Annotated in this window: 23 protein-coding genes; 4 read left to right on the top strand and 19 right to left on the bottom strand. The window is 39.4% G+C overall.

The genetic code is table 11. The features are described from left to right. The 4 genes from BKM32_RS01105 to BKM32_RS01090 all read right to left on the bottom strand — a co-directional run bounded on the left by BKM32_RS01105 (window position 1) and on the right by BKM32_RS01090 (window position 3,799). Window positions 1–822: an anti-sigma factor domain-containing protein gene (locus tag BKM32_RS01105; protein WP_076663011.1), complete on the bottom strand. Its 822-nt coding sequence runs from the start codon at window positions 820–822 to the stop codon at window positions 1–3. A 10-nt stretch (window positions 823–832) separates the two neighbouring features. Further along, window positions 833–1,363, bottom strand: coding sequence for an RNA polymerase sigma factor (locus BKM32_RS01100; RefSeq protein WP_076662189.1), 531 nt, complete (start codon window positions 1,361–1,363; stop codon window positions 833–835). A 231-nt stretch (window positions 1,364–1,594) separates the two neighbouring features. Beyond that, the gene (gene murB / locus BKM32_RS01095; protein WP_076662188.1) at window positions 1,595–2,608 is read right to left on the bottom strand and encodes a UDP-N-acetylmuramate dehydrogenase; all 1,014 of its coding nucleotides are present in this window, start codon (window positions 2,606–2,608) and stop codon (window positions 1,595–1,597) included. Then, window positions 2,609–3,799, bottom strand: coding sequence for a pyridoxal phosphate-dependent aminotransferase (locus BKM32_RS01090; protein ID WP_076662187.1), 1,191 nt, complete (start codon window positions 3,797–3,799; stop codon window positions 2,609–2,611). It lies immediately after the preceding gene. A 195-nt stretch (window positions 3,800–3,994) separates the two neighbouring features. Here BKM32_RS01090 and BKM32_RS01085 point away from each other — a divergent pair, with 195 nt between their 5' ends. After that, window positions 3,995–5,251: an aspartyl protease family protein gene (locus tag BKM32_RS01085; protein ID WP_253187371.1), complete on the top strand. Its 1,257-nt coding sequence runs from the start codon at window positions 3,995–3,997 to the stop codon at window positions 5,249–5,251. 47 nt (window positions 5,252–5,298) lie between these two features. On the opposite strand, the gene BKM32_RS01080 is transcribed toward BKM32_RS01085, so the two are convergent. Next, window positions 5,299–5,724, bottom strand: a complete 426-nt coding sequence (locus BKM32_RS01080) for a DUF1573 domain-containing protein (protein ID WP_053975978.1) — start codon at window positions 5,722–5,724, stop codon at window positions 5,299–5,301. Window positions 5,725–5,996: 272 nt separating this feature from the next. On the opposite strand from BKM32_RS01080, the gene BKM32_RS01075 reads away from it, so the two are divergent. After that, complete coding sequence (locus BKM32_RS01075; protein ID WP_076662185.1) at window positions 5,997–8,633, top strand: valine--tRNA ligase; 2,637 nt, start codon at window positions 5,997–5,999, stop codon at window positions 8,631–8,633. A gap of 174 nt (window positions 8,634–8,807) precedes the next feature. After that, window positions 8,808–9,398, top strand: coding sequence for a hypothetical protein (locus BKM32_RS01070; protein WP_076662184.1), 591 nt, complete (start codon window positions 8,808–8,810; stop codon window positions 9,396–9,398). A gap of 20 nt (window positions 9,399–9,418) precedes the next feature. Here the strand turns inward: BKM32_RS01070 and BKM32_RS01065 are convergent, their stop codons facing one another. The 10 genes from BKM32_RS01065 to BKM32_RS01020 all read right to left on the bottom strand — a co-directional run bounded on the left by BKM32_RS01065 (window position 9,419) and on the right by BKM32_RS01020 (window position 19,692). Beyond that, window positions 9,419–10,678, bottom strand: a complete 1,260-nt coding sequence (locus BKM32_RS01065; RefSeq protein ID WP_253187370.1) for an OprO/OprP family phosphate-selective porin — start codon at window positions 10,676–10,678, stop codon at window positions 9,419–9,421. Window positions 10,679–10,713: 35 nt separating this feature from the next. Next, window positions 10,714–11,601 (bottom strand): hypothetical protein, encoded by an 888-nt coding sequence (locus tag BKM32_RS01060; protein ID WP_076662182.1) that lies wholly within the window; start codon window positions 11,599–11,601, stop codon window positions 10,714–10,716. 13 nt (window positions 11,602–11,614) lie between these two features. Then, window positions 11,615–12,433 carry a hypothetical protein gene (locus tag BKM32_RS01055; RefSeq protein WP_076662181.1) on the bottom strand — a complete coding sequence of 273 codons (819 nt, stop codon included), beginning with the start codon at window positions 12,431–12,433 and terminating at the stop codon, window positions 11,615–11,617. A 95-nt stretch (window positions 12,434–12,528) separates the two neighbouring features. After that, entirely contained in the window at window positions 12,529–14,109 is a 1,581-nt protein-coding gene (locus BKM32_RS01050; RefSeq protein WP_083702056.1) for an arylsulfatase, read from the bottom strand. Between the two features lie 60 nt (window positions 14,110–14,169). Next, window positions 14,170–15,195 (bottom strand): HAD family phosphatase, encoded by a 1,026-nt coding sequence (locus tag BKM32_RS01045; RefSeq protein WP_076662180.1) that lies wholly within the window; start codon window positions 15,193–15,195, stop codon window positions 14,170–14,172. Between the two features lie 516 nt (window positions 15,196–15,711). Next, on the bottom strand, window positions 15,712–16,227 hold the full coding sequence (locus BKM32_RS01040) for a DUF1801 domain-containing protein (RefSeq protein WP_371328732.1): 516 nt from the start codon (window positions 16,225–16,227) through the stop codon (window positions 15,712–15,714). Between the two features lie 80 nt (window positions 16,228–16,307). Next, window positions 16,308–17,399: an FUSC family protein gene (locus BKM32_RS01035; RefSeq protein ID WP_076662178.1), complete on the bottom strand. Its 1,092-nt coding sequence runs from the start codon at window positions 17,397–17,399 to the stop codon at window positions 16,308–16,310. Window positions 17,400–17,477: 78 nt separating this feature from the next. After that, window positions 17,478–18,164 carry a hypothetical protein gene (locus BKM32_RS01030; RefSeq protein WP_150123711.1) on the bottom strand — a complete coding sequence of 229 codons (687 nt, stop codon included), beginning with the start codon at window positions 18,162–18,164 and terminating at the stop codon, window positions 17,478–17,480. A gap of 57 nt (window positions 18,165–18,221) precedes the next feature. After that, window positions 18,222–18,737 (bottom strand): DUF3124 domain-containing protein, encoded by a 516-nt coding sequence (locus BKM32_RS01025; protein WP_371328731.1) that lies wholly within the window; start codon window positions 18,735–18,737, stop codon window positions 18,222–18,224. Between the two features lie 76 nt (window positions 18,738–18,813). Beyond that, complete coding sequence (locus BKM32_RS01020) at window positions 18,814–19,692, bottom strand: hypothetical protein (RefSeq protein WP_076662176.1); 879 nt, start codon at window positions 19,690–19,692, stop codon at window positions 18,814–18,816. A 529-nt stretch (window positions 19,693–20,221) separates the two neighbouring features. Here BKM32_RS01020 and BKM32_RS01015 point away from each other — a divergent pair. Continuing rightward, window positions 20,222–21,238 carry a zinc-binding dehydrogenase gene (locus tag BKM32_RS01015; RefSeq protein ID WP_076662175.1) on the top strand — a complete coding sequence of 339 codons (1,017 nt, stop codon included), beginning with the start codon at window positions 20,222–20,224 and terminating at the stop codon, window positions 21,236–21,238. A gap of 80 nt (window positions 21,239–21,318) precedes the next feature. On the opposite strand, the gene BKM32_RS01010 is transcribed toward BKM32_RS01015, so the two are convergent. The 4 genes from BKM32_RS01010 to BKM32_RS00995 form a co-directional block, all read right to left on the bottom strand. Beyond that, window positions 21,319–22,446: a DUF6515 family protein gene (locus BKM32_RS01010; RefSeq protein ID WP_076662174.1), complete on the bottom strand. Its 1,128-nt coding sequence runs from the start codon at window positions 22,444–22,446 to the stop codon at window positions 21,319–21,321. A gap of 19 nt (window positions 22,447–22,465) precedes the next feature. Further along, on the bottom strand, window positions 22,466–23,197 hold the full coding sequence (locus tag BKM32_RS01005; RefSeq protein WP_076662173.1) for a DUF2092 domain-containing protein: 732 nt from the start codon (window positions 23,195–23,197) through the stop codon (window positions 22,466–22,468). Window positions 23,198–23,419: 222 nt separating this feature from the next. Further along, window positions 23,420–24,571: a BamA/TamA family outer membrane protein gene (locus BKM32_RS01000; protein ID WP_076662172.1), complete on the bottom strand. Its 1,152-nt coding sequence runs from the start codon at window positions 24,569–24,571 to the stop codon at window positions 23,420–23,422. 51 nt (window positions 24,572–24,622) lie between these two features. Then, on the bottom strand, window positions 24,623–25,696 hold the full coding sequence (locus BKM32_RS00995) for a hypothetical protein (protein ID WP_076662171.1): 1,074 nt from the start codon (window positions 25,694–25,696) through the stop codon (window positions 24,623–24,625). Window positions 25,697–25,716: the final 20 nt, after the last annotated feature.

The following is a 25,716-nucleotide window of genomic DNA, read 5'->3' as shown; positions in this document are numbered from 1 at the left end:
CTAATTGTTTTTTAAGGAGATTTCTGCAACTTCATTTTCGGCTGAAGCAGCATTGTTTTGTCCTTCTTTAGGTTCTATGGTAATGCTAAGCCCTAAAGCATCTTCCATATAGGGAATAGGTTTTAGCTTGCGGTCTGAAGCATCCAAAATTCCTAGGTTGACCATTTTACCTTGTAATTCTGCCCAAATTTGATAGGTTTGGTCTTCAGGTAACTGAGGTAAGGATACCACATCTATCATCGAAGTTTTGTCTACCGCATTGATGTAGGCTACGGTTTTAAGGTCCTTAGCTCTGTCGTTGCCTCGCAATACATACTTTTCGGTTTCTGGATTGTTCAGTTTCATGAACTGTCTCATGAGATTGTCCAGTTTTTCGTTGTTGTTTTCAATGTCGTTTCTCAAATCAAAAAGCTCATCAACAACCACTTGGTTTTCCTGTTGTAAAAGGATGTTCTGTTGGTACAGCAAAAAGGCAGCACTGGCAAAAATGAAGGCAACAATACTGGCCGCGATACTATAGCGATACCAAGTTTTTTTGCGCTTTACACGAGTTTGCGTTAAGCTGATAACAGGTGTTTCCTTTTTGGTTTTCTCTTTTTCGATGGCTTTGTGAATGGAATCCAAAATGAACTGGGGAGCTTCTACCGCATTGGATTTGGCAAGGATTTCTAAATTGTCCTGCAATCTAATGTACTCATCATGGGCTTCTGGGTATTTGGAAATAAAATGTTCTACTTCTAAAATCTCCGAAGCATCTGCTGTCCCTAGGATATACTTGTCCAATAGGTCAGACTTCAAGAAAGATTGTAATGTTGTTTCCATTGCTTTTGCGTTAATGAACATAAAGTTTTTTCAATTCTCTAAGTCCAATTTTTAATCTAGACTTTATGGTACCTAACGGAATGTCCAGTTCTTCACTGGCTTCCTGCTGCGTCATGCCTTCAAAAAATAAGGCTTTCAGTACTATTTGGTACTTCTCGTCCAATCTGCCAACGTGCTCTTTCAAATCAAGGACATCTTGGTTTAAACTTGCTGTTGGTAGTATATATACGTTGGATTGATCGATTTGGACTTCCTTTTCAAATCGATTATTGAAACTTCTTAATTTGTCAATGGCTGTGTTTCTGGCAATTCGGTATAACCAGGTGAACAATTTCGCCTTTTTGGGGTCGTACGATTTGGCATTTCTCCAGACCTTTACAAAGGTTTCCTGCAAGGCATCCTGGGCTAGTTCCTCATCGTTGGTAACCTTCAATATGACACCATAAAGACTATCGCTATAATATTTATAGAGTAAATTAATGGCGGTTTTGTCTTCTTTTTCTAAAAGTTCGACAATTTTCTGCTCAATAGATGTGCTCAAAAGGTTTGTGTATTAAGGTTTTAAGAGTACTTCGATTACATCTAAAAGTCTTCTTTAAAACGTATATAAATAAAGGTAGTAAAAATAGCAAAATATTACTATTACAAACATTGCTGAAAAACCTTTTAAAAAGATACTATAGTTAAAATGTTTTCTTTCCTAAACAGATAAAGGTTAATAGCGCAATTACATTTACTATAGAAGGGAAGCCCCGAGTAAACGGGGCTTCTTTTATATAATGTTGACTTCCATTTCAATAGAAATTCCAAAAAGACGTTTGATGGTGTCTTGTATCAGCTTTGCAAGCTCAAAGATATCTTCCCCTTTAGCGCCTCCATAATTTACCAAAACCAAGGCTTGTTGTTTATGAACTCCATAAGTTCCGAAGGTTTTACCTTTGAAGCCTGCAGTTTCAATGAGCCATCCAGCAGGGACTTTTACCTCTTCTTCCGAAACGACATAGCTTGGAATATTTGGAAAGTTCTCCTTTAATTGATCAAACTGTTGTTTTGAAATCACTGGATTTTTGAAGAAACTGCCACTATTGCCAATTTCTTTTGGGTTGGGAAGTTTACTTTCCCTTATGGCAATTACGGCATTGGAAATGTCATTAATACTTGGAGTTGTAATATTGTCGTGCTCCAATTGTCCTTTAATGGCACCATATTCAGTATGAAGAACGTGGTTGTGTTTCGTCAATTTTAAGGTGACGTTACAAATGATGTATTTGCCTTTAGCTGCTTGCTTGAAGATAGACTCACGATACCCAAACTGACATTCTTCCTTGGAAAAGGAGACAAGTTCTTGCGTCTTGATATCGATTGCTTCGCATCTTTCAAACACGTCTTTCAATTCTACTCCATAAGCACCTATGTTTTGAATAGGTGCAGTTCCTATATTCCCTGGAATCAGGGACAGGTTTTCGACGCCTCCAAAATCATGTTCCAAACACCATAATACAAACTCATGCCAATTTTCACCTGCTTGGGCCTTTACCAAAACATGGTTGTCCTGTTCTTCTACAACCTCTATGCCCTTAAGATTGACATGAATTACCAAAGCCTCTACATCTTTTGTTAGTAACATATTGCTACCACCTCCCAAAATAAAAATAGGGGAGTTTTGCTTGTCTGCCAAAGCACTTTTGAGCGCTTCCAAGGAAGAAACAGACACAAACTGTTTGGCGGACACATCAATACCGAAAGTATTGTAGGGCTTTAGAGATATATGTTGTTGTACAAGCATTTAGCTATTGTAAACTTTTAGGGCTTCTTTCAATATGTTTACCGCCTTGATAAGGCTACTTTCATTTAATACGTAGGCAATGCGTATTTGGTTAAGACCAACACCTGGGGTAGAATAGAACCCTGCGGCAGGGGCTACCATTACGGTTTCGCCATCAACATCAAATTTCTCCAAAAGCCATTGTGCAAAATCATCGGCGTTTTCCACAGGCAGTTCTGCTATACAGTAGAACGCTCCCTTAGGTTTGGCTACTTTTACGCCTTCAATTTTTTCCAATTCGGAAATCAAGGTGTTACGTCTGTGTACGTATTCTTCATTAACATCGTCAAAATAGCTCTGTGGAGTATTTAATGCTGCTTCACTGGCAATTTGAGCCAAAGTTGGCGGACTCAAACGTGCTTGGGCAAACTTTAAAGCCGTTTGAATAAAGGTTTTGTTTCTTGAAACCAGATACCCAATTCTAGCACCACACATGCTGTAACGCTTAGAAACCGAATCAATCATAATGGCGTGGTCCTTTATGCTATCTTCTTGCATGATAGAATAAAAGCTGTTTCCGTCATAGACAAACTCACGGTAAACTTCATCAGCAATTAAGAATAGGTCATGCTTGATTACTATTTGCGCTAGTTTTTGGATTTCCTCTTTTGAATATAAATATCCCGTTGGGTTTCCTGGGTTACAAATTAAAATAGCCTTTGTTTTTGGAGTGATCAATTTTTCAAACTCCTCAATAGCTGGTAATGCGAAATTGTCTTCTATTTTAGAAATAACAGGTACTACCTTAATATCCGAAGCTTTTGAAAAACCATTGTAATTGGCATAAAATGGTTCAGGGATAATGATTTCATCGTCTGGATCCATAATACTTCCAAAGGCAAACATTAGCGCTTCACTACCTCCAGTAGTTACAATGATATCCTCATGGTTTACGTGAATATCATTTTTCTCATAATAGGCAGCAATTTTTTTGCGGTACCCTTCTGAACCTTCAGAACGGGTGTAGGCCAAAATATCCAAGGAATGCACCTTTACGGCGTCCAAAGCAACTTCTGGAGTCTTGATATCTGGCTGGCCAATGTTTAAGTGGTATACAGTTTTTCCGTCTTTATAGGCTTGTTCTGCGTAAGGAACAAGTTTACGTATCGGAGATGCAGGCATGTCAAGCCCTTTTTTCGAAATAGATGGCATTTTATTCTTGATTTTAAAACGCAAAGGTCTGAAAATTATCTTAAAGTTTTTTTAAAAACAAACCCTAAAAAATGATAATATCTCAAAAGGTTGTAACTTGTATATAGTCAATTAGTTAATATGCGAATACAATGGGTTTTTATATGGTGTTTTTTAGCGCTGAGTATTAACCTACATGCTCAGGGTAATTTCAACATGCCTTCTCAGGATAATAGCAAGGTCAAATTCCAACTAATTAACAACTTAATTATAATTCCTGTGGAGGTTAATGGGGTAGAATTATCCTTTTTATTGGACTCTGGCGTGAGCAAGCCCATTCTCTTCAATATTTTTAATCTTACCGATTCTTTGCACATCTATAATGGGGAACGGATTTACCTCAGAGGTCTTGGTGGTGATGGAGAAATTGAGGCCTTAAAGTCTAGCCATAATAAGTTTAAAATTGGAGATGCGGTTAATGTTGATCAAGATGTGTATGTGGTCTTCGATAATTCCATCAATTTCACCCCTAGGTTGGGAGTGAGTGTTCATGGTATCATTGGGTATGATGTATTTAAGGATTTTATTGTAGAAATTAACTATGGCGCTAAATATTTAAAATTGCACAAGACAGAAACCTATTCCTATAAAAAATGTAATAATTGTGAAACGTTGGATTTGATTTTGTATAAAAACAAACCCTATGTAGATGCTTTGGTGTGTATTGATTCTGCTGAAATTCCTGTAAAATTACTGGTCGATACAGGCAGTAGTGATGCCCTTTGGCTTTTTGAAGATACCACTCAGCAACTGTTGCCCTCAAGTGATAATTTCTTTGAAGATTTTTTAGGAAAGGGACTTAGTGGCAACATTCATGGTAAGCGCTCTAAAGTAAAAAGTTTCTCGTTGAGTGGTTTTGATTTGAAAAGGGTAAATGTGGCATTTCCAGATTCTGTTGCCATTACGGAAGCCCGAAACTTTACAGAGCGAAACGGCAGTATTTCTGGGGAATTGCTAAAGCGCTTTAACATTGTTTTGGATTACCACAATTTTAAAATGACCATTAAGAAAAACGGAAATTTTAAAAAGCCCTTCCATTACAATAAGAGTGGGATTGTACTGGAACAAAATGGGGTGCGAATCGTGAAGGAAGAGGAATCCTTATTTAATTATGCAAAAGAAGGGGATGATAAGAATGCCAGCAATAGAATCATGTTGAATACCATTTACAAATTTGCCTTGAAACCAGCGTATACTATTGTGGAGCTGAGGGAGGATTCACCAGCTTATAAAGCAGGACTATTGGTAGGGGATGTTATTTTGTCTATCAATAACAAAGGAACTCATACTATGACATTGCAGGAATTGACCCAGAGGTTTTGTGACGACGATGAAACCAATATCAAACTGGTGGTAGATCGAGCTGGCAACTCGATGGTGTTTAAATTTAGGTTGGAAAGCCTATTAAACTAAAAAACTCCCTGAAGAGGGAGTTTTTTAGTTTGTGTAAGTAGCGATTCTTATTGTTCCATCACGCTTTTGTCCTTTTTCTCAAGAACACTGTTTTTGCTAGAGTCTACCACCAAACCTTTAATTTTTAAGGCTACTGTTGGGGTATCCGCATTAGAAGTTACGGTAATGGTTTTTCTAATTGGGTTCACTCTATTAGTGTCGTATTTTACAGAGATTTCACCTGTTTCACCCGGCATGATAGGTCCGTCTGGTTTTTTAGGAACAGTACAACCACAAGTAGACTTTACATTAGAAATGATCAAAGGCGCATTTCCTGTATTTGTAAATTCAAATACGCGAACGCCGTCCGAACCTTTTTCAATAGTTCCGTAGTCTATAGTTGTGCTCTTAAATTCAATCTTAGCTACTTTTTCTTGTGCCATGGCACCAAGGCTTACAAGGCCTACAAATAAAATCAGTACTAAATTTTTCATCACTTAAAATTTAAATTGATAGTCAAAACTACTCACTTTTTACCATTCAGCAAAATTAATTAGACGTATTACCGTATTCTTAACGCTCAGAAAGCTTAAAACAAGGGGATTATTTCTCCTAATAATTTCACGAAAAAAGAAATATAAGTACTTTTGTCAGTTCATATACAAAAACAGTACCAAAGGCCCTGTTTTAGTAGGGAGTTCAGCAATGAAATCCCTGTAATGTTAGCCTTTGGAAGTTAAAAACTACAAAACAAGATAATTAGGATATGGCAATTCCAACACAATATGTAGCCACAGAGGTAGAGCAAAAGTGGTACGATTACTGGATGAAACACAACTATTTTCATTCAGAGCCAGATGAAAGAGAACCTTACACCATTGTAATTCCTCCACCAAACGTAACTGGGGTTTTGCACATGGGGCACATGTTAAACAATACCATTCAAGATGTATTGATTCGTCGTGCACGTTTACAAGGAAAAAATGCGTGTTGGGTGCCGGGTACCGACCATGCGTCTATTGCTACCGAAGCTAAAGTTGTGGCGAAATTAAAAGATCAGGGTATTGATAAAAACGATTTGTCTCGTGAGGAGTTTTTAAAGCATGCCTGGGATTGGACTCATGAATACGGTGGTGTGATCCTTGAGCAACTTAAAAAATTAGGGTGTTCTTGCGATTGGGACAGAACCAAGTTTACGATGGATGACGACATGTCTGAAGCGGTAATAAAGGTGTTTGTTGATTTGTACAACAAAGGCATGATTTACCGTGGTTACCGCATGGTAAACTGGGATCCGGAAGCAAAAACAACCTTGTCTGACGAAGAAGTAATCTACGAAGAAAAGCAAGGGAATCTTTATTATTTAAATTATAAAATTGAAGGTAGCGATGATACTTTAACCATTGCAACCACGCGTCCTGAAACTATTTTTGGAGATACCGCCATTTGTATCAATCCTACCGATGAGCGTTTTACATACTTAAAGGGTAAAAAAGCCATTGTACCAATTTGTGGTCGTGTTATCCCGATTATTGAAGATGACTATGTAGATGTGGAATTTGGTACCGGATGTTTAAAAGTGACGCCGGCACACGATGAAAACGATAAGGTTTTAGGCGATAAGCACAATCTTGAAGTGGTTGATATCTTCAATGAAGACGCTACTTTAAACAGTTACGGATTGCATTACGAAGGACAAGATCGTTTTGTAGTACGTAAAGCAATTACTAAAGAATTGGAAGAAATCGGGGCTTTGGTAAAAACTGAAGTTCACATTAATAAAGTAGGAACCTCAGAGCGCACTAAAGCGGTTATCGAGCCGCGTTTAAGTGACCAGTGGTTCTTAAAAATGGAAGAATTGGTAAAACCTGCTATTGAAGCGGTTTTAGGTGAAGATTCAGAGATTCAGTTATTCCCTAAGAAATTCGAGAATACCTATCGCCATTGGATGGAAAACATCCGCGATTGGAATATTTCACGTCAGTTATTATGGGGGCAACAAATTCCTGCGTATTACTATGGTGATGGAAAAGAAGATTTTGTGGTTGCTGAAACTATGGAAGACGCTTTAAAATTAGCTGTTGAAAAAACAGGAAACGCTGATTTAAAAGCTGAAGATTTACGTCAGGAAACCGATGCTTTGGATACTTGGTTCTCATCTTGGTTATGGCCAATGAGTGTGTTCGATGGTATTCGTAACCCTGAAAATGACGATATAAAATATTATTACCCAACAAACGATTTAGTAACTGGTCCGGATATTTTATTCTTTTGGGTAGCGAGAATGATTATTGCCGGCTACGAATATAAAGGTGAACGACCATTCAACAACGTGTACTTAACCGGACTTGTTCGCGATAAGCAACGCCGTAAAATGAGTAAGTCTTTAGGGAACTCCCCAGATGCTTTAAAATTGATTGAAGAATACAGCGCAGATGGTGTTCGCGTAGGATTATTGTTAAGTAGTGCTGCAGGTAACGATTTATTATTCGACGAAGCGCTATGTCAGCAAGGAAAAGGTTTCGGAAACAAAATCTGGAATGCTTACCGATTAATTGATGGTTGGGAAATCGATGAAACTATTCCACAGCCTGAATCAAGTAAAATTGCATTAGACTGGTACGCTTCTAAATTCCAAAAAGCTTTAACTGAAATCGAAGATCACTTTAGTAAATACCGTTTAAGCGATGCGTTAATGGCGATTTATAAATTGATAATGGACGATTTCTCAGGATGGTTATTGGAAATCGTGAAGCCTGCGTATCAAAAACCGGTAGATGCTGCAACTTATAAATCATTAATCGCTGCATTTGAAGATAACTTAAAAATTCTTCATCCATTTATGCCGTTCTTAACAGAAGATATCTGGCATTATATTGCAGAACGCACTCCGGAAGAAGCTTTAATTGTAGCAAAATGGCCAGAAGCCAAGGCAGTAAACGAAACCTTGATTGCTGAGTTCGATTTTGCCTCAGAAGTAGTTTCAGGAATCAGAAATATCAGAAAAGAAAAGAACATAGCCTTTAAAGATGCCATTGGATTTTCTGTAATTAATAACGGAAACACGAGCACAACCTTCGATTCTATTATTCAAAAGTTAGGAAATCTTGAAACGATTGAATATGTAACTGAAGCTGTAGACGGCGCTTTAACTTTCCGTGTAAAATCCAATGAATACTTTGTGCCTATGGCGGGAAGTATTGATGTAGAAGCTGAAATTAAAAAGTTAACCGAAGAGTTAAATTATACAGAAGGTTTCTTAAAATCGGTTCAGAAAAAGCTGTCTAACGAGCGTTTTGTAAATGGTGCACCAGAACAGGTGATTGCGAACGAACGTAAAAAAGAAGCCGACGCTTTAGCTAAAATAGAAACTATTAAATCAAGTTTGGCGAGCTTGCAATAAAAGGAAAGCAGATTTCTTTATAATTTATAGAGAGTTAAAACCTGTCCAATACCATTGGGCAGGTTTTTTTATGTGCTTATCTCAAGGGGGATAAAAAAATGTTCGTGAATAAATTAAATTCTGTAACTTTAAGTGTTAATATTCAGTTGTTTAACTTTTAAAATAAAAGCGTTTATGGACACAGTATTACGATTTGGAATGATGAAAAATATATGGTTTTTAAGTATGTTGCTTTTATCCGTTCCCGTATTTGCTCAAGAAACAGAAGAGACCATTGAGGCTGAGGTGGAAATGGAGTTTGAAGAAGAAGAGGTTTTTCACCGAAACAAATTGGCATTTTATGCCGGGTATTCCTGGATTCCAGAAGGGAGAGACATTGATACAGGAGAAAAGGAGGTAATCATTGCGCCAACCTTTGGGTTCTCCTATGAATATTGGCTGACCGAACGTTGGGCAATCGGTACCTATAACGATGTGGAGATTGTGAATTTACATGTTGAAAATAGCAAAGGCGACTTCCTTGAGCGTGAAAATGCTACCGTATTGTCTGTGGCCGGTACTTGGGAAGCCTTACCAAGGTGGACCGTATCCTTGGGAGGTGGTATTGAAACCGATGCCCACGAAACCTTATGGATTGTCCGTTTGGGATCGGAGTTTATTCTTTTGGAAAAGAATAATTGGGAACTTTCCGTAGGGTTCAATTACATTTATAAAGACGTGTACGATATTTTTGGTCTTGGGTTTGTATATGGGTTGAAATTCTAGAAGCCGAGTTTTTAACCTTTTTAAAAAGAAACTTCCCATTGTACTCTAAAGCGCCATTTTCTATCAACTTGTCGGTCAAATTGCTCATAGTCAAAATGACTGACCTCAGCTGTCAATTTGTTTTTATGGCCTCTAAAAAACCAATTTAGAGCACAAGAAAGTTCGTCCTGATGGTCTTGGTCCAAATACGAATCGGGGATATAGGACGAATAACGTGCAGCAATTTCCAGAGGTTTAGGCCACCACGGAATATCTCCCTGTGGATAGTAGCCAGCCTGCAAATAATACCCTTTTAGGAGCCTGTCGGGGACATCGTTGTGCATGTCGATAATTTTCTTGTGGTGCCATTCACTTTGCCAGGTAATCCCCTTATAAACAAAAGCGGTTTCCAAATTGTACTGCTCAACTCGATATTGTCCATTTTCGGCATCTTCAAAACCTAATAATTCCCCTCCTCCGGAAGATGAAAATCGGGTGTAGGGACTTCTATTGGTGACCCCTGCAATGGCAATGATGGCTGCTGGTTTCCCGTGATGGTCCATATCGCTGCTTTCAAAGCCCATGTCCTCCCCAAGTGGATTCCATTGCAGTCTTCCAAAGTACATAAAATGAGCATCGTCATTGGTGTTGTGTCCTCTTCCTGTACCTGTTAGTACTGCTGCCCAATAGCTGAAATCCAAAAGTGATTTTCCATCCAAGCGTCCATACAATTCAACACCTTGCTGACGATCTACCGTAAAGGGCCGGTTAATGATGGAGCGATCTACCAATTGCTGTTCCCCACTACTAATACGCCGTTCTCTAGAATACTCCAGTTTCCATTGGCCAAATTTCAAACTGAGCCATTTCCACTTTTCAACCATCACCCTAAAGTCTAAAAGGTTGGAGTTTACTAAATCATATTCCCAATAATACTTTAACCAAGTTCTATAGGCATTACCGCCTACTTTTAGACGGGCACGATTAACTTTAAAAAGATGAGTACCTTCTTGGTCATAGTCATCAAACGTGATGGGGTCTTGGTCGTCTGGAGTGGCGAAGCGAAATTGGAGCCTGCTTTGTATTTGTAATTTATAAAGGTTGTCGGTAGATTTCAATTCAAATCCTTTGCTGCTATAGCCAATGTTCCATTTAGGGAGGGAATCTTCAGCTTTTTCTTCTTGGGCAAGGACATTGGTAGGGTTAAAGAGAAAGAATAGAATTATGAAGAAGTGGGTAAAACCATATTGTTCTCCCCGTTGGCTTAATTTTATGATTAGGTTCCTCCTCATTGTTCTCATAACTTTCATTTTTCAAATACGCATTTGGTGACTTGCTAAAACGCGAAATTGACCGTGAAGGTTGGTCCGTTATATCCCCATTTAAAGTACCCGTCCAAATGTTTTCTCGTGGTTTCTACTTTGATGTCCAAACTTGTAAACCCAGCTTTTAAGCTCAAGCCCTTGTATAGTTGATAGGCCAATGTTGCATTCGAACTAAAAATGCGTCCCTTGATATTGTCAATGGTCAACCCTAAATAATTGATGTTGGTGTAAAGTGAGAAGCGTTTGGAAAGAAGTACGTCAAACCAAATCCCAATGTCGGGCACGGGCGCTATAAAATCAAAACTGTCATTGAGTTCAGCTTCCACATTTCCAGAATTGGCTCTAATGCCCACATCGGTAAACAAGACATGGGCACCAATCAAGGCGCCAATCTCATATTTGGGTTTTGCAAAGATGGTATAACTGTAATACAGTCTATAAATATTCATGTTGAAAAAGGCTTCCAAATTGGCATCCACAGGATATACATTGTCACCAAATTCAATTTCTTCGTCTAGTGTATAGGTCGATTTTCGGTTTAAATAGAAGAAATCCAAAGCTAATCTAGAACGTCTGGAAATACGCCATTCGGCATTGGCATAGAAGGAAAAGGTAGTTTTATCAAAACCTAGGTCGTCTTCCAAATTAATGGTGGTTCCAAAGTCATCAAAATCGGTGCTACCCACTCTAACTTCGGTATCGTTCAAAGGAAAAAATAAGCCAGCAGAAATTTTAAAACGTTTCAATCTCCAATCGGGATATTTTACGACATTGTCGTTGTATATACTTTGGCTTGTAGAATCAATCGTACTATCCAAGCCCATTAAATCAGGTTCTTCTTGGGCATGTAAAGACCCAAACACAAAGAAAATGATAATGCATGTAAGGATCTGTTTCATTGTAGTAAATTGTTTATTTAGGGAATAATAAAATGACGTTAGCCCGAAACCCAAATTCTGGATTCAAAGGGTTATTGCCATAATAAACTTTCGGGCCGCCTCCCAATTGTACTGTCTGTTTGGATATTTGTACCACTTTAGCATAATACAAACCTATAAACCCTCCAAAAATGTCATTGCGCCAACTTTGGGTGTTTTCAGAAGCAATGGTATAAGACGCTCCGTTGGGTGTGGCATAGGTGCAAAAGGGTTGAAAAAAAGTGGCACTGATGTCATCTCCCTTGCCTGCATAGGACCACATATGGTTTACTAATCCTCCATAAGTATATTGGCCACTTAATTTTAAGAAAACCGCATTTGGTCCTATCGCCCAAGTATTGGCCCCCAATTCATTTTCGGAAGCCGTATTTAATAGAAATACAGGGCCAACTCCCCAAACTATGCCACTAGGGGTAGGGTCTTTGGGTGAAAAGAAGAAACTTTGTACAATGTCTCCTAGGCCATTGGCGCAGTCGCCGTCATACAGCACATCTTTTTGGGTGATAAACGGCACAATGGTTCTACTGATGAGGTTCCATTTGCTATTGAAACTAAACGGTAGTACGGGTTGCACGTTTAAATTGTATCGAAACCCATCGTTAGGACCAACATTGAAGTCGAAATTATTTTGAAAGGGCACACTGATAAGGTTGGCTACCGGATTGGCCAATTGTTTGGCCAAATCTTCTGCAGAAGGACCACCTGTGGAGGCGGGAGCTTCGGCTTCTTGGGCGTTGACACTTATTGACAATAACAATAATAAAAGATATCCTATTCTATAAAACTGCTTCATAGGGGTTAGAGTTTTTAAGGCATTTAAGGCAACCTCCTTTGTTGTTTGGAGATTGCCTTGATGCCTTTGTTTAAGTATTGTTTTATAACAAAGAACTAATCTCGTCCTTTTTTAACAACATTATCCATTACAGAGGACATGTCAAAACTTTTACCGCCTTGAACAGGAGGATAGTCCATCAAGGTTTTGATATGAGCGTTCATCTGCTCTCCCATTGGGGCCATCAACCAGGAAACCTTTTGCATCAGGTGTCCATAGGCATCTTCGGTATCATAGCTTTCAAAAGGATCCATCCTTAAATTAAATATCAAAGGTGCGGTTCTTGCTTCAGCCGTACCATAATAAGTTTCTTTGTAAATAAAGTGGAATTTCCAAGGGCCCATCCTCACGGCATTCAAATTGCTTTCATAGTAATAGTAGAACATGTCCCGCGCCGATTTTTCACTTTGTCCTTTCCAATAAGGAAGGTTGTTGACACCATCGATGTATTGTTTTTTCTCTTTCATTAAGCGCTCTGCGGCATTTGGTACTCCGGCAGCTGCAGCCAAAGAGGTAAACATGTCCATATGGGCTTGGATACCATTCAAAACCTGACCAGGTTTTAGTACTCCGGGCCACATAACCATACTAGGAACTCTCACACCTCCTTCGGTGGTTCCCATTTTTTCGCCTCGGAACGGGGTGGTACCTCCATGAGGCCATGAATTGTGCTCCGGACCGTTATCGCTGGAATACCAAATAATGGTGTTTTGATCCATGCCATTAGCTTTTAAGAAGTCTAAAACCAAGCCTATATCATGGTCGTGTTGTAACATCCCACTACCATATAAATCAGCCTCAGACGTGTATTTCTCAGCAGCATAGCGCCATTCATCGTTTAGGCGAGTGTAAAGGTGCATTCTAGAGGTGTTGAGCCATACAAAAAACGGTTTGCCATCGGCTTTGGCACGTTTCATAAAATCTTCAGCCTTAGGAATCACTTCCCCAGCATCAAAATTCTTCATGCGCTCTTGGGTTAATGGTCCTGTATCTGTAATACGTTGTTTGCCAACTTTACCAAAACGAGGATCATCGGTATTGTCCATTTTATCTGTTGCCCAAGAATGGATTACCCCACGGGTTCCAAATTTCTTTTCATAATCTTCCAAATTGCCTGAATAGGCTTCTGCGAAGTTTTGGTAATCGCGCTGTTCAGACTCTTCTTGAGTATTCAAGTGGTACAGATTGCCATAAAATTCATCAAAGCCATGGGCTGTTGGCAAGTGTTCGTTACGGTCGCCCAAGTGGTTTTTACCAAAGTGCCCAGTAGCGTAACCTTCAGCTTTCAACACTTCTGCCAAACATGGAGAGGCAGCTTGTAGGCCCAATGCATCACCAGGTTGTCCAACGGTAGTCATCCCACTGCGAATAGGGTATTGTCCGGTGATAAAGGACGCTCTACCGGCCGTACAGCTAGGCTGTGCATAATGGTCCGTAAACTTAATCCCTTCATTTCCAATTTTGTCAATGTTGGGCGTTGTATAGCCCATTGTGCCCATACCATAGGCACTTACGTTTTGCCAACCTACATCATCTCCCCATATTACTAAAATATTAGGTTTTGTTTGGCTCCATCCCAATAGCGGCAGTAAGAGCAGTATTGGGAGAATGGTCTTCTTGCGAAAAAAATTGCTCATAATTTCTGGTTTATATATTACTAATTGATTTAATAGCCATTTTTGATTGATGATGTTTTATTATTGATATCTTGGATAAATCACTTTCCAATCCTTTTTCATGTCTACAACTGTCCAGCCGTGTTTAGCCGCTTCATCCAGTCCTTTGTCTAACCCTCCAATATGCGACCCTCTGTCATAGGCCCATTCGCGGTCGGCATCGGTATGGTGTACATAAAGCATAAAACTGTTCAGTTTGTTGGAGGCTGTCCATTGTAGCATTTGCAAATCCCCGTCGGAATTCCCCGCAGCAAACACTGGTTTTTTTCCTATGATTTTCTGGATGTTTAGCGGTTTTCCTTCTTTGTCGTCTATAAAGTCCAACTCCGGAAGGTGTTTAATTACTGGATTGCCATTGTTATAATCCCATTCTGTTTTTGCACGTGTACCTAGAATTTGTTCTTCTGGAATTCCGTATACTTTTGGGAGAAAGGCTCTCATAAAGTCCACACCACCTCCAGAAACGATATAGGTTTTAAATTGGTTGGCTCTTAAATAGTGTAACAATTCAAGCATGGGCTGAAACACCATATCGGTGTAGGGCACATTTTTGGTAGGGTGTTTGGCCGTACTGGCCCATGATTTTACAATGGCATCAAACTCATCGATAGTCATACCGGAATGGGTGGTCGCGACTATTTGCAAAAGACCCTTCATGCCACTTTCTTTTAAGGCTTCCATATCATTTTCCAAAACGGCCTTGTAAGGCTGTTGGGTTTTCCATTCAGGATGATCCTTGGCCATGGCTTTTACGCGGTCTATGGCAAAAAACAGTTGAAAATAGGCCGGTTGCTCACTCCATAGGGTCCCGTCATTGTCAAAAGTGGCAATGCGGTCTTCCACAGGAATAAACTGAGAGCTTTTGCTATTGGTGGCATTGCTTACAAATGCTATGATGGCCTTTTTTGCAGCCCCGTCATTCCAAGAGGGTAGCGGGTCTTTTTGGGCGGCGGTTTCAGCATTGGAAACAGCTGTTGTAACATCTGCTTTAAATGCTGTAATTACAAAGAAACATAGGGCTAATGGAAGGGTTTTGATAAGCTTCATAGTTTTAATGGTTTTTAGGTTGGGCTATTGACGAAATTGTGGCAGGCAGACTGATATTTTTAGGTGAATTAATATCGTTTTGACAGCTTTTAATGCCTTTCGAATATGATATTTGAGAGGATAGATGAATGCGCGGGAATATCGCACAATGAACTTCCAACCAAGGGTGGTTGGGGTGGGTACCCAAAGCAGAAAAGCCATTAGGGCATGATTGATAAGGATGTTCTCTCAACATTAATGCACTTATTTGTTGTTGGCACTACAGATAAGGCCTTGCCTTTATCTATAGGTAAAGTGTTAAAGTTAGGGGTGTTTAATTCGCTATCAATCAGTTACTAATGTACGAATTCTTCGTTTAAAAAGGAATACTTCTGTAGTTATTTTTGAAATTGTAGGTTTTGTGGTGGGAGCATATTGGTGTTGAAACCAAATGTTTGTGTAGAAGTTTAAAATGCACCGATAAATACTGATCCAGATTGAGCCATGAGGGAAATGTCTTGGATTTAAAGCGGACTTTTATTTCAGCCGTTCCAAACGCCCCTTACGTTTTACAATATTTTTATAGTCCCATTGAATGTGTTTAGAGGTTTCCAGCCACCGTTTTAAAGCTTCCATATCGATGTCATTGATGGAATTATAGAAAATGGAGGCGTCTTTAAATTTTCCACCTAGAATGTTTAAATCGGGTTCTTCAAAATCGGCACCACTCCAAAACATCAGACGCAATCCCTTCTTTTGTTTGCTGTAGCCCACAATGGGATTTCCTTCCAAAAACCAAACAGGATGTCCATGCCATAGTTTGCTTTCGGCTTCAGGCATTTGCGCATCAATGATGGTTGCCAGTACATGACAGATTTCTTGGTCTGTTTTGTTTTGCTGTGTATTGTAGTTTTGGATGTCTTTCTGTAGCATGGCTTCGCAAGTTGAGATTTTTTTAAAAAGCATCGTCAGGTTGCCTGATTTTTTGAAAGCTATTGATAACCATTGTATCGAAACCAAAAGGGCTTTAGAAGCATCTATTCTCGATGCCATATGTTTTCAAAATGTCACTCGAATCGACGGTATGAGCTGAAGTGGTAGATTACCTTTCTTAAAGATACCAATTTTCTTTCTTAAGAAATATTCTGCTCTATTTGGTCGCCTAGTTTTTTTAGCCCTCGAATGCTGGCATAACGTATTTTTTCCTTGTGCAACAACCAGCCACCAATGGCGCCCAAAATACTGCCAATAAGGATTTCCCAAAAGCGAAGTGCGATAAGCGCATTGGGATCGTTGATGATGGGGTTGGCAGCTTCCGAAAGAAAGATGGCCAAAGGCGTAATGAAAATCACGGCCATGGCATAATTTCTAATGATGAGCAACTCCACAATTAATTGTAAAACAATGATGAACAGGCAAAGCATTAAAGGGGTGTTGGCTATCTGGAGCAACAGCCAACAAAGGCACAAACCTAAAAAAGTGCCCAAAATACGTTGGAAAGTACGCTGCCAAATATGGTAAAGGGAGGCGCCTTGCATCACGGCACCACAGGAAATAGGAATCCAGTAAGGGTTTTCAAGTTTCAGCCAGTAACCTAGGGCCAAAGAAATGGCCATGATGACTCCAGTAATGATGGCTTCCCAAAAATCGGCATAGGTATTTTTTTTCAGTAGTGGTACAGGAGCATTTTGTGTTTCTATTTTTTGGGTGGCCGACAACCATAAAATATAGGCTAAACCCAAGGTGCAGGAAAACATGGTGCCCAAACCAACCAAACCAACTTTGGTTGGAATGGTACTTAAGTTGAACGGCTGGCAAATGGAAATGGAAAGGATCATGATAAAAAAGAAACTCCGTGGGGGAGCCGTTTTATAGTAGAGAATGATCCAATGCACGATAAGCGAGTAAAGGCCAAATACAATTACCGCAACCGTAGGGGAAAAACTAAAAAACTGCCCCAAAGCAAAGGATACCATAAACCCAAATGAGCTAACTAATAAGGTGGTAATTCTATTGGTAAACGACCCCGAACTGGGAAGGTAAAGGATGACCAAACCACTTAAACAGGAAATGAGGGCATAGCGAAGATTGTCAACATACAATCCTACCAGTAAAGGAAATCCAACACAGATGGCGGTTAGCATTGGGGTGTGCCAAGTTCTTGTGGAATCCTTTAGGGTTACCAATTGTTCTAGCTCTTTGAGTATGGTGTTTTTTAATGCCATGGAGATGTGTTCATCTTTAGATTACAAGATGGATTTTTGCTCCACAAAGGTAAGCACATTTTAGTTGACAGCGCCTGGTCATTTTTTTGTTTCAAGAACCTGTTCCAGTTCTTGAGTTAGCTCGTTGTTTAGATCTAAAAGGGTTTTGGTTTGCTGTTGGGCAAAAGAGGCCGTGGTAGATAATAAATAGGAAATGCCTTCTATATTGGGGTATTGGCAAAAAGGTTCCAAATCAGACCAACTGGTGTCTTCATTTATTTTTAAAACATCGGCATAGTTTTGGACCAAAATTGGATCGGTGTAGAGGGTGGTTTTACTATTAAAAAGATCATAACTTATTTTAACAGCTTCGTACTGCCTTTTATAGTCCAGTAACTGTTTTTTGAGTTGCTGATTGCTAATGATGTCATAGGTGATAAAATTGCTGTTGACAATATTGGATTGTATGGTGGCCTTCCCAAATAGATTGAAAACATTCAATTGCTTTCTCATCAACAGTGAATCAGGCAATGTATGGTTGCACAATCTTAATAATTCCTGATACAAATGTTCTTGGTTGTCGAAGAAATCAGATTTAGAGGAAAAGAAACTGTAATCGGCTTGGGCATGGTTCAACAATTGTTTCAGTACTTGGGTTTCATGTCGTTTCAAGACCTGCCTTTGGTTCCAATTGTCAACTTTTAAGGCGATTAAAATACCAAGAACTATCAGAGTCATTTCTCCTAAAGCATATAAAAGATATCTACCGAACTTATGTTGATTCAATAATCCCTTTTTTATGTTTTTTAGGATGCTGAGCATTGTCTCATAGGTTTTTGGTAATTATTCTATACGTTTGCCTTGTGTAGTGAAAGAAATGCCTTGTTGTCCAGAGGTAGAAATCATGACGCTTTCAAAAAGTGGTTCATGGGTGTTGGGGTTTATGGTCCAATCAAAAAGGAAATTGGCGCCCGTGCCACCTTCTTGGTCTTTTTCGTCAATAACGATTTCTACCGTTTCCATGGGAGCGATGTAAATAGGGCGATTAAAATAGGTTCTGATAGAATGGCCTTTCGTATTGAAATAGTCAGCTTTGTTAATGAAAATGGTATCAGTGGTATTGGTGTTACGCATGCTTACGGTGACGGTTAAGTCATGGGTGCGATGCTCCGATTCACTATAAATTTGAGAGTAAACAGAAAGGTAGGTGCTGCCAGTTGAAAGCGAATCACTTAAACTGTGCTTTAGTGTTCTTCTATCCCAATTTACGGGATGTATAGAGCTCACTTGCCCATTGTCTTGGCAGCTTTGTATTGAAAAATATATTAATAGAAGTATGGTGAGGTGTTTCATGAGCATTTTCAATCCTAGTAGTTTAAGATTGAAGATATTAAATTTTCAGAAACCTACAACGCTAATGCCACCTGAATATCTCCTAGCAGCTTGGCCCTTGCCAGTAGTCATTTCTTAATAAAAAGGACCTGAAATCCATCGTTTCCTTATTGGGGATTTGTGTTTTAATATAGAAGCGCTGTGCTTCTTGGTCCCAATCCAAAATGAGACTTCTGTATTCAATAGCATGGTAGAGATAAAAGATGAATTTTAGTTGTCTTAATTGTGCAGAAAGTTTGTCTAGACTTTGAAAGGCTTTGCTTGTATGGTTTGGGTCAATCAAAGAATTGATGAGTTCAAGATCATTATGGTCAATGCTATCATGGGTGGATTCTGCTAAGTAGTCCAAAGTTTTTTTGTCTTTAACTTTAGAAGCTAGATAGTGGATATCGTTCAAGTTTTTGCTCTTGTCACTTTCGGAGTATTCATAGGTAAGTGGAGAATTGGAAGAAAAGTTAATGCCAAAGGGAATCACTTCCAAAGTTACTTTGGTTTCTGTTCCTTTTCTTGGGATTTGGAGGTTCAAGAAAAAGATAGCCTGATCCAGTGGTAATTTTTCAGTGGTCAAACTCGGTATAAAAGTGTTGATTCCAAAGCCTTCAGGAAGGACAGAATCTATTGGTCTATTCGAGTGTAGTTTCCTTTCGGAGGAGCAGCTCCAAGCTTCATTAATCAATATGGTGTAATCCTTGTTCTGTTGTTTATAGGCGCCAGCAATGTTGCTGCAATTGCATCCGCAAGTTGGATAGCTTAGGCTCAATTTGATATAGCCATTGTTCACATCGTAGACATTTTCTTCAAGCTCAAATAAATTGAGTTTTTCAACTTCATGGGGATCCAATTCGCTAGTCAGCGCTTCAAAACAAGGGGATACACTTTCCCAAAGAAGCTCTTTTAGAGTATCGTTGGTTTGACAATACATATTTAAATGACAGAATAGAAAGCAAAATATTAAGAAGGTTGGTTGCTGTTTCATTGGTGGTTTGAGTTTGTAGGAATTATTTGAGTTTAAAGATAGCTTTTCCAAGTCACAATTTATTTCGTGGTGTTTAAAAATTGATGTCTATGTCATTCCCATAAAGGAAGAATCCTTTGCTTTCCAATAATTTCTTAATTGCGTTTCATTTCATTCTGAATGACAATGATTTTGAGTTTCTCCAGAATCCAAGACTAATTTTTCCATGATATATTTTGCCTCATTTAGGCCATATAGCTGCTCCATAGCAGCCCCATATCAACCCTATAGTAACCCTATGGAAACCTATGGGGTTTTTTTGAATGAATTTGTGGCTCAGACCTCCTTAGAAAAATGGAGGATATGGTTATCCTTTAAATAACAAAACCTATTTATTTAGAAATCTGCGTCAATTTGGTTAACTTTATGGAAATCAAAATAATAAGTGATTTTTAGTGTAAAATTTTAAAGTTAAAACAATAAATAAACAGCCATTATGAAAGAAGCAAACCCTTCGGGGGTATTTCACGATGTTCATGACATACGTGTATTGGATAAGGAAGTGCCTGAAATAACGGATGACAGCGTAATTATTAAAGTAGAAATGACCGGTATTTGTGGTACCGACTTACATATTTACCATGAAGGACTCGTGCCTCAAGGATCGGTATTGGGACATGAGTTTTGTGGCGAATTGGTAGAAGTAGGAAAGGACGTCAAAGATCTAAAAGTAGGCGATCGGGTTGTGGTCAATCCTATGTACAATGGGGTAGGACTGGGACCTAGTCCCGGTGGTTTTGCCAAATTTGTGAAAATAGATAAGGCCAAGGCCAATCATAATATATATGTCATTCCTGACACTATTTCTAGTGAAAAGGGAGCTTTGGTGGAACCTTTCTGCGTTGGCTTGGCGGCCATTAATAAAACACAGTTGACCGCCAAAGACAATGTATTGGTATCCGGTTGCGGAACCATAGGCTTGGTAACCATTGCAGGCCTCAAAAGTAAGGGCGTAGAAAATATTATAGCTTCGGATATTAGTGAGAAACGATTGGAGTTGGCCAAAACATTGGGAGCTAAATACACGTTTAATCCAAAGACTGATGGCAGTCTAAAAGATAAAGTAACGGAACTTTTTGGAAGTGTAATGGCTCTGGATTATTCTGGGAAACTCCCAAATTTAACAGCGGCTTTTGAATGTTCTGGTGTAAGCGCCCTATTTGGACAATGTTTGGAACTCTTGGCGCCCGATGGTAAATTGACTGTTTTGGCAATTTATAGTAAAGATATGACCATCAGTCCAAATCATGTGGTGTACAAACGTTTGCAGATAAGAGGATCATTGTTTTATTCCAATGAGGATTTCTTGGAAGCTATCGATTTAATGGATAAGGGAATCGTGGATTTGACGCCTATAGTGAGCCATCATTTTCCTTTAACCGATTTACCTAAAGCTTTCGAAGTACAGTCGGATAGTAGTCAATCTGTAAAAGTAATTGTAGACAGTATTTAATCGTTACTCTAAAGTATCGTTAAAATAAAAATCGGTGGTTTCAATAGAGAAACCACCGATTTTTTATGGAAGCAATCGTGTTATTTTTCTTCTGTAGTGACATCTACTATTTCATACATGTTTTTACCGTCTACTTGTATAGGCTGGTAGTAGGTGTCCCCATATTGTACATAAGTAATGTCCCCTATTTTAACTTCTTCACCGCCTTCCGGTAAACCGGGTACAATGGTACCGGCAGTGGCAGGAACTACCACATAACCATCCGCATTTTTCTCATAAAAGGCACCTCCGTAGTAATAATTGTTAGTGTTATTAACCGTGACGGTTTGGGCTTCTTGTGGAATGGAAGGGACTTGGGCGCCTACAGGAGCTTGTACAGCCACAAAGCCTTCTTCGGTTTTTAGGTAATAGGTTCCGTTGTCATAATGATATTCTTCATGGTCATCCGTTGCGGCATCAATAATACTTACAACAATGGCGGTCGTGGCTAAAGTAGTTACAAAATAGCCCCAAGGATGCCAATAGCTTCCCCAATAAAACGGACGGAAAGGATGGTAATAGTAAGGATGATAGGAATAGTAAAAATGGCCTCCGTAATGATGAGGAGGTCTATGGTAGGGCCTAGAGTTGTGGCGTACATAGGTGTTGTGGTGGTTCCTGTTATCTACGTTAATATTAATATTGGTATTACCGCCAGGGCGATTGTAATTGTTTCCTGGCCGATTATTATTGTTCCCAGGTCGGTTTGCATTATTATTTGGCCTGTTATTGTTATTATTTCCAGGACGGTTGTTGTTAGCGTTGTTGGTTCCTGGTCTATTGGTGGTATGGTTTTTTACATTGGATGTAGGGCGACTCGTTGAGGTTGTAGGCCTTGTGGTTGTAGGTCTAGTGGTTGTGGGCTTAGTGGTCGTAGGTTTACTAGGGGTCTTGGTACTGGTACTAGGCCGTGTGGTAGGTCTTGTAGTTGTATGCCCACCATTAATAGTGGGTTTGGAAGTGGTAGGTCGCGTAGAGCGATTGACTTTTGGGGTGGAAGCAGGCCTGCTTCTACTTGGTGTTGCTCTTGACATAGAATGTCCTCCTCCGGCAGGTCGGTGGTTGAGGCGTTGGGCAAATAGATTGGAAGGCAAACTAAGGGCTACTAGCAAGGCTAAAGCGCTTAGATAGGATTTTATAGTAGAAGAAATTACAATAGATGGTTTCATAATAAAAGGCATTGCGAGATTATAACTTGGACATAACACTAATAAGTTTGGAATTGGCTGGAGCTGAAAAAACAAATGTTTCATCGGGAATGACAGGGCTTAGGTTCCAGTTGTTAAAAACACTTTCGTATTGACGGTTGTGCTCATCTTTATGGGTAATTAAAAAACGCTTGGGCATATTGGGCGCATTTTTGGAGACCCAAATTTCAACCTTCATTTTGTCATTGTCGGCAATAACATGGTCACAATTTTCACCTTCTACCTTAGAAGAACCTTTGTATTTGACAGATTGGAAGTCGTCTAAAATATCATCTACAAAATGAGGGTAGAAAAAATCGGCTGAAGGAAACTCAAAGTCGAAGCGTTTGTGCATGGCATCAATCATTTCCAAAGTGGTATTGGGGGTTTCCAAGGTAATATAGTTATTTTCATCATAGGAATAATAGGTTAGGAAAGAGCCATCGTACCAATAGCCTTTATGACCAGTATCTCCTTGTATTTGTATAAGTAATTTGTCGGGCCCCGAGAATTGGACATCACTGCTCCGGTGATATTTTACAAGTTTGTTATCGGCGTTGAGGGTGTCTATTGAGTTTTTTACATGGACACTGCAAGAGGTCAATTCACTAATGGCGTCCGTCATTTTATCCAATACGCGCACGGCTTCGGCGTCGATATCTTTGGCTGTTTGAGCATGCCCTAACAATGGAAGGGTCATAAGAATCATTACTAATAGAAGTACTTTTTTCATAATAAGAAGCTTGCAATTGAAAATAAACACGTTGGTTCTTGAAGTGGGGCTATGTCTTCGAGGACATTGGAATTTTAAAGGTACTTAAAAATTGTCAATTATTACAAGATATTTTGAGAGTAAATTATTGTTAATCAAAAAGATAGGTAAGGTTTGCTTCTTTTGTGTTTTCTGAATATATGGAGGCTAACTTCACTCAATATACTTTATATGGAATTCAACTTAGAAGGCTTCCGTAAAGTTGAAATATAATCCAGAAGATTCCCTTCCTATACCAAAATCAATTCTAACATTCATGCGGGGTTGCACCTCAAAACGATACCCGATTCCAAAGTTAGGAATCCACTCTTCAATACTGTTGGGATTATAGGCAATTGTACCAGATCCCAGCCATGTCACCACGCCGTGTTTGCTCATGTTTCCGTCGTTCTTTAAAAACATATGTCGCCATTCCGCTAGAAAATAAAGACCCGTACGGTCTCTATAATGTCCTTCGATATAACCTCGTAAACCGTCGCCGCCGCCTAATTTGGTGAGTTCTTCATAGGGAATGTCGCCACTACCAAATCTACCGTAGAGTTTAAGGGCAATGGTGTTTCCCGGCCGGTGGATCTGTTGGTAGGTCCTAAAGTCTAGCTCGTAGATGTTATAATCGTTATCACCTCCCAAATAATCCCCATAAAAACCTGCAGCAAAATTGAAGAAGTAGCCTTTATAGGGGTTTACAATAATGTCCCTACTGTCATAATTCAAGGTGAAAGTTAAGCCCACATTAAAATTATCGGGTCCAAATTGATTGTAGTAGGCATCTTCGTCCATAACAGGGTTGGTTTCTAGAACCTTTGTAGAATTAAAGTCGAATCCTCCACCAACATATAAATGCTTTATGGGCTGGTACATGATCAATGGTTTGATAATGAATTTTTGGCGCTTAAAGGCTGTAGTGGAATCCCCTTCCTCCAATTGTTTGATATTTGAAAAACCTACTCCAAAATAATTGTCATTGGCTACCGAAAATTTGGCCAAGATATTCGCCCGAAGTTTGTCATGCAACCAAAAGGTTCTAAGGTTGGAGTTAAAGCCAAAATTGCCCTTGGTACTTATAAAGCCCATAAAAGGGATGGATGAACGCTGTATCAGGCTGTCCTTTCGGTTAGTTTTAAAGGTATAGATCATACCTGCACCAACCAATAGTCCATTTTCTGGGGTGTAGCCAGGACCGGCAATAATGCTCAAAAATGGACGTCCTTCAGCAATGGCACTGTCTTTCTTTTGTTCCCTTTTTTCCATGTACCCTTTAATACCTTTGTGCTGACCTTGGACCTGTATGACAAACAGAAAAGAGAGAATTGCAAATAGAATTTTTTTGTGCATAGCGTTAAATTTTAAAATTCAAAGCAAATAGTGTTATGGCATAAAGGGTTTTTATTGTAACAATTCTTTATAGGATCTTTTCTTGATGCCAAAGCGGTATTGCAAGCCTGTCATTAAAAAGCGTTGGGAGTCTGCCACACCATATTCGCCACGTAACATCCAATGTTTGTTAAGTTGAAAATTGAAGCCAAATTGGAAGGTAATGGATTGAATAAGTTCTTTACGGATAAAATAGTTAAAACTAGTTCTAAACACGCCGCTATCATTTACCCGTTCCTGAATAGTGGTAAGGGCTTGGTTTTGGGCTTGCAATTTTATTTTTTGTCCCGGAGGTGTCGTTGGATTATCTATCAATTCCTGATTGGCGGCAATTTTATCATTTACTTTTTGGTTGAAGGTAGCATCTAGATCGGGGAATACTTCATTGAGGTTGATTTGGCCGCTACTACCATCGGCTCCTACAAAATCGCGGTACATCATGCCTAAATAGGGCGCTATAAAAATGTCTTTTCTGCGTTTGCTTAACCTGAAGGAGTGTCCTAAGCGGGCGGAGAGGGTTAAGTAACCAAGTTGTTCTTTGAGCAGGTCGGTATCGGTGCGAGAATAATTTAAATCGATGCTGGAGAAGTAACGGTTCCATCCAAAAACCAAGGTTGTTCCAACTCCATAAGCTAGGGCGTCAAACTCAACTTCTGAGGAAAACTCAGGTAACTGAAGCATGATTTCACCGGTGTCGTCTTTCCAGGTGGGTTTCAAACTTACATTGGTGCCTCCTTTTACAACAGAGAATAGGGTGTATATGTTCAAAAAGGGCAGTACCCAAGCATCGGCCCTAAAATTGGCTCCGTTGGTTGTTCCATTGACTTCTTGAAAATTTAAGGTTTCAGAATTGATAATTCCCGATAAATCTGTATCGCCAACCAAAAGTTGGAATTCGGTAATTTTCAAATCCACAAAGGCATTCACATAATTAACATTTAAGCCGAAGGGCAATTGCATTTGGTCTGCCATTCCCCGCTCCTGAACTTTTTGTCCCCACACGGGTAGCACATATGGATAGGTGTTTGCAATGATACTATCCTGTGTTGTTTGATAGGTATAGGCATCTTGGGCATTACTTTTCATATTCCCAAAAACAATTAAGA

The organism is Mangrovimonas sp. DI 80 (assembly GCF_001975575.1).
GTDB classification, from domain to species: Bacteria; Bacteroidota; Bacteroidia; order Flavobacteriales; family Flavobacteriaceae; genus Mangrovimonas_A; species Mangrovimonas_A xylaniphaga.
Note: the sequence above shows the minus strand (reverse complement) of the source record. Positions and strands in the feature narration are given on the sequence as shown.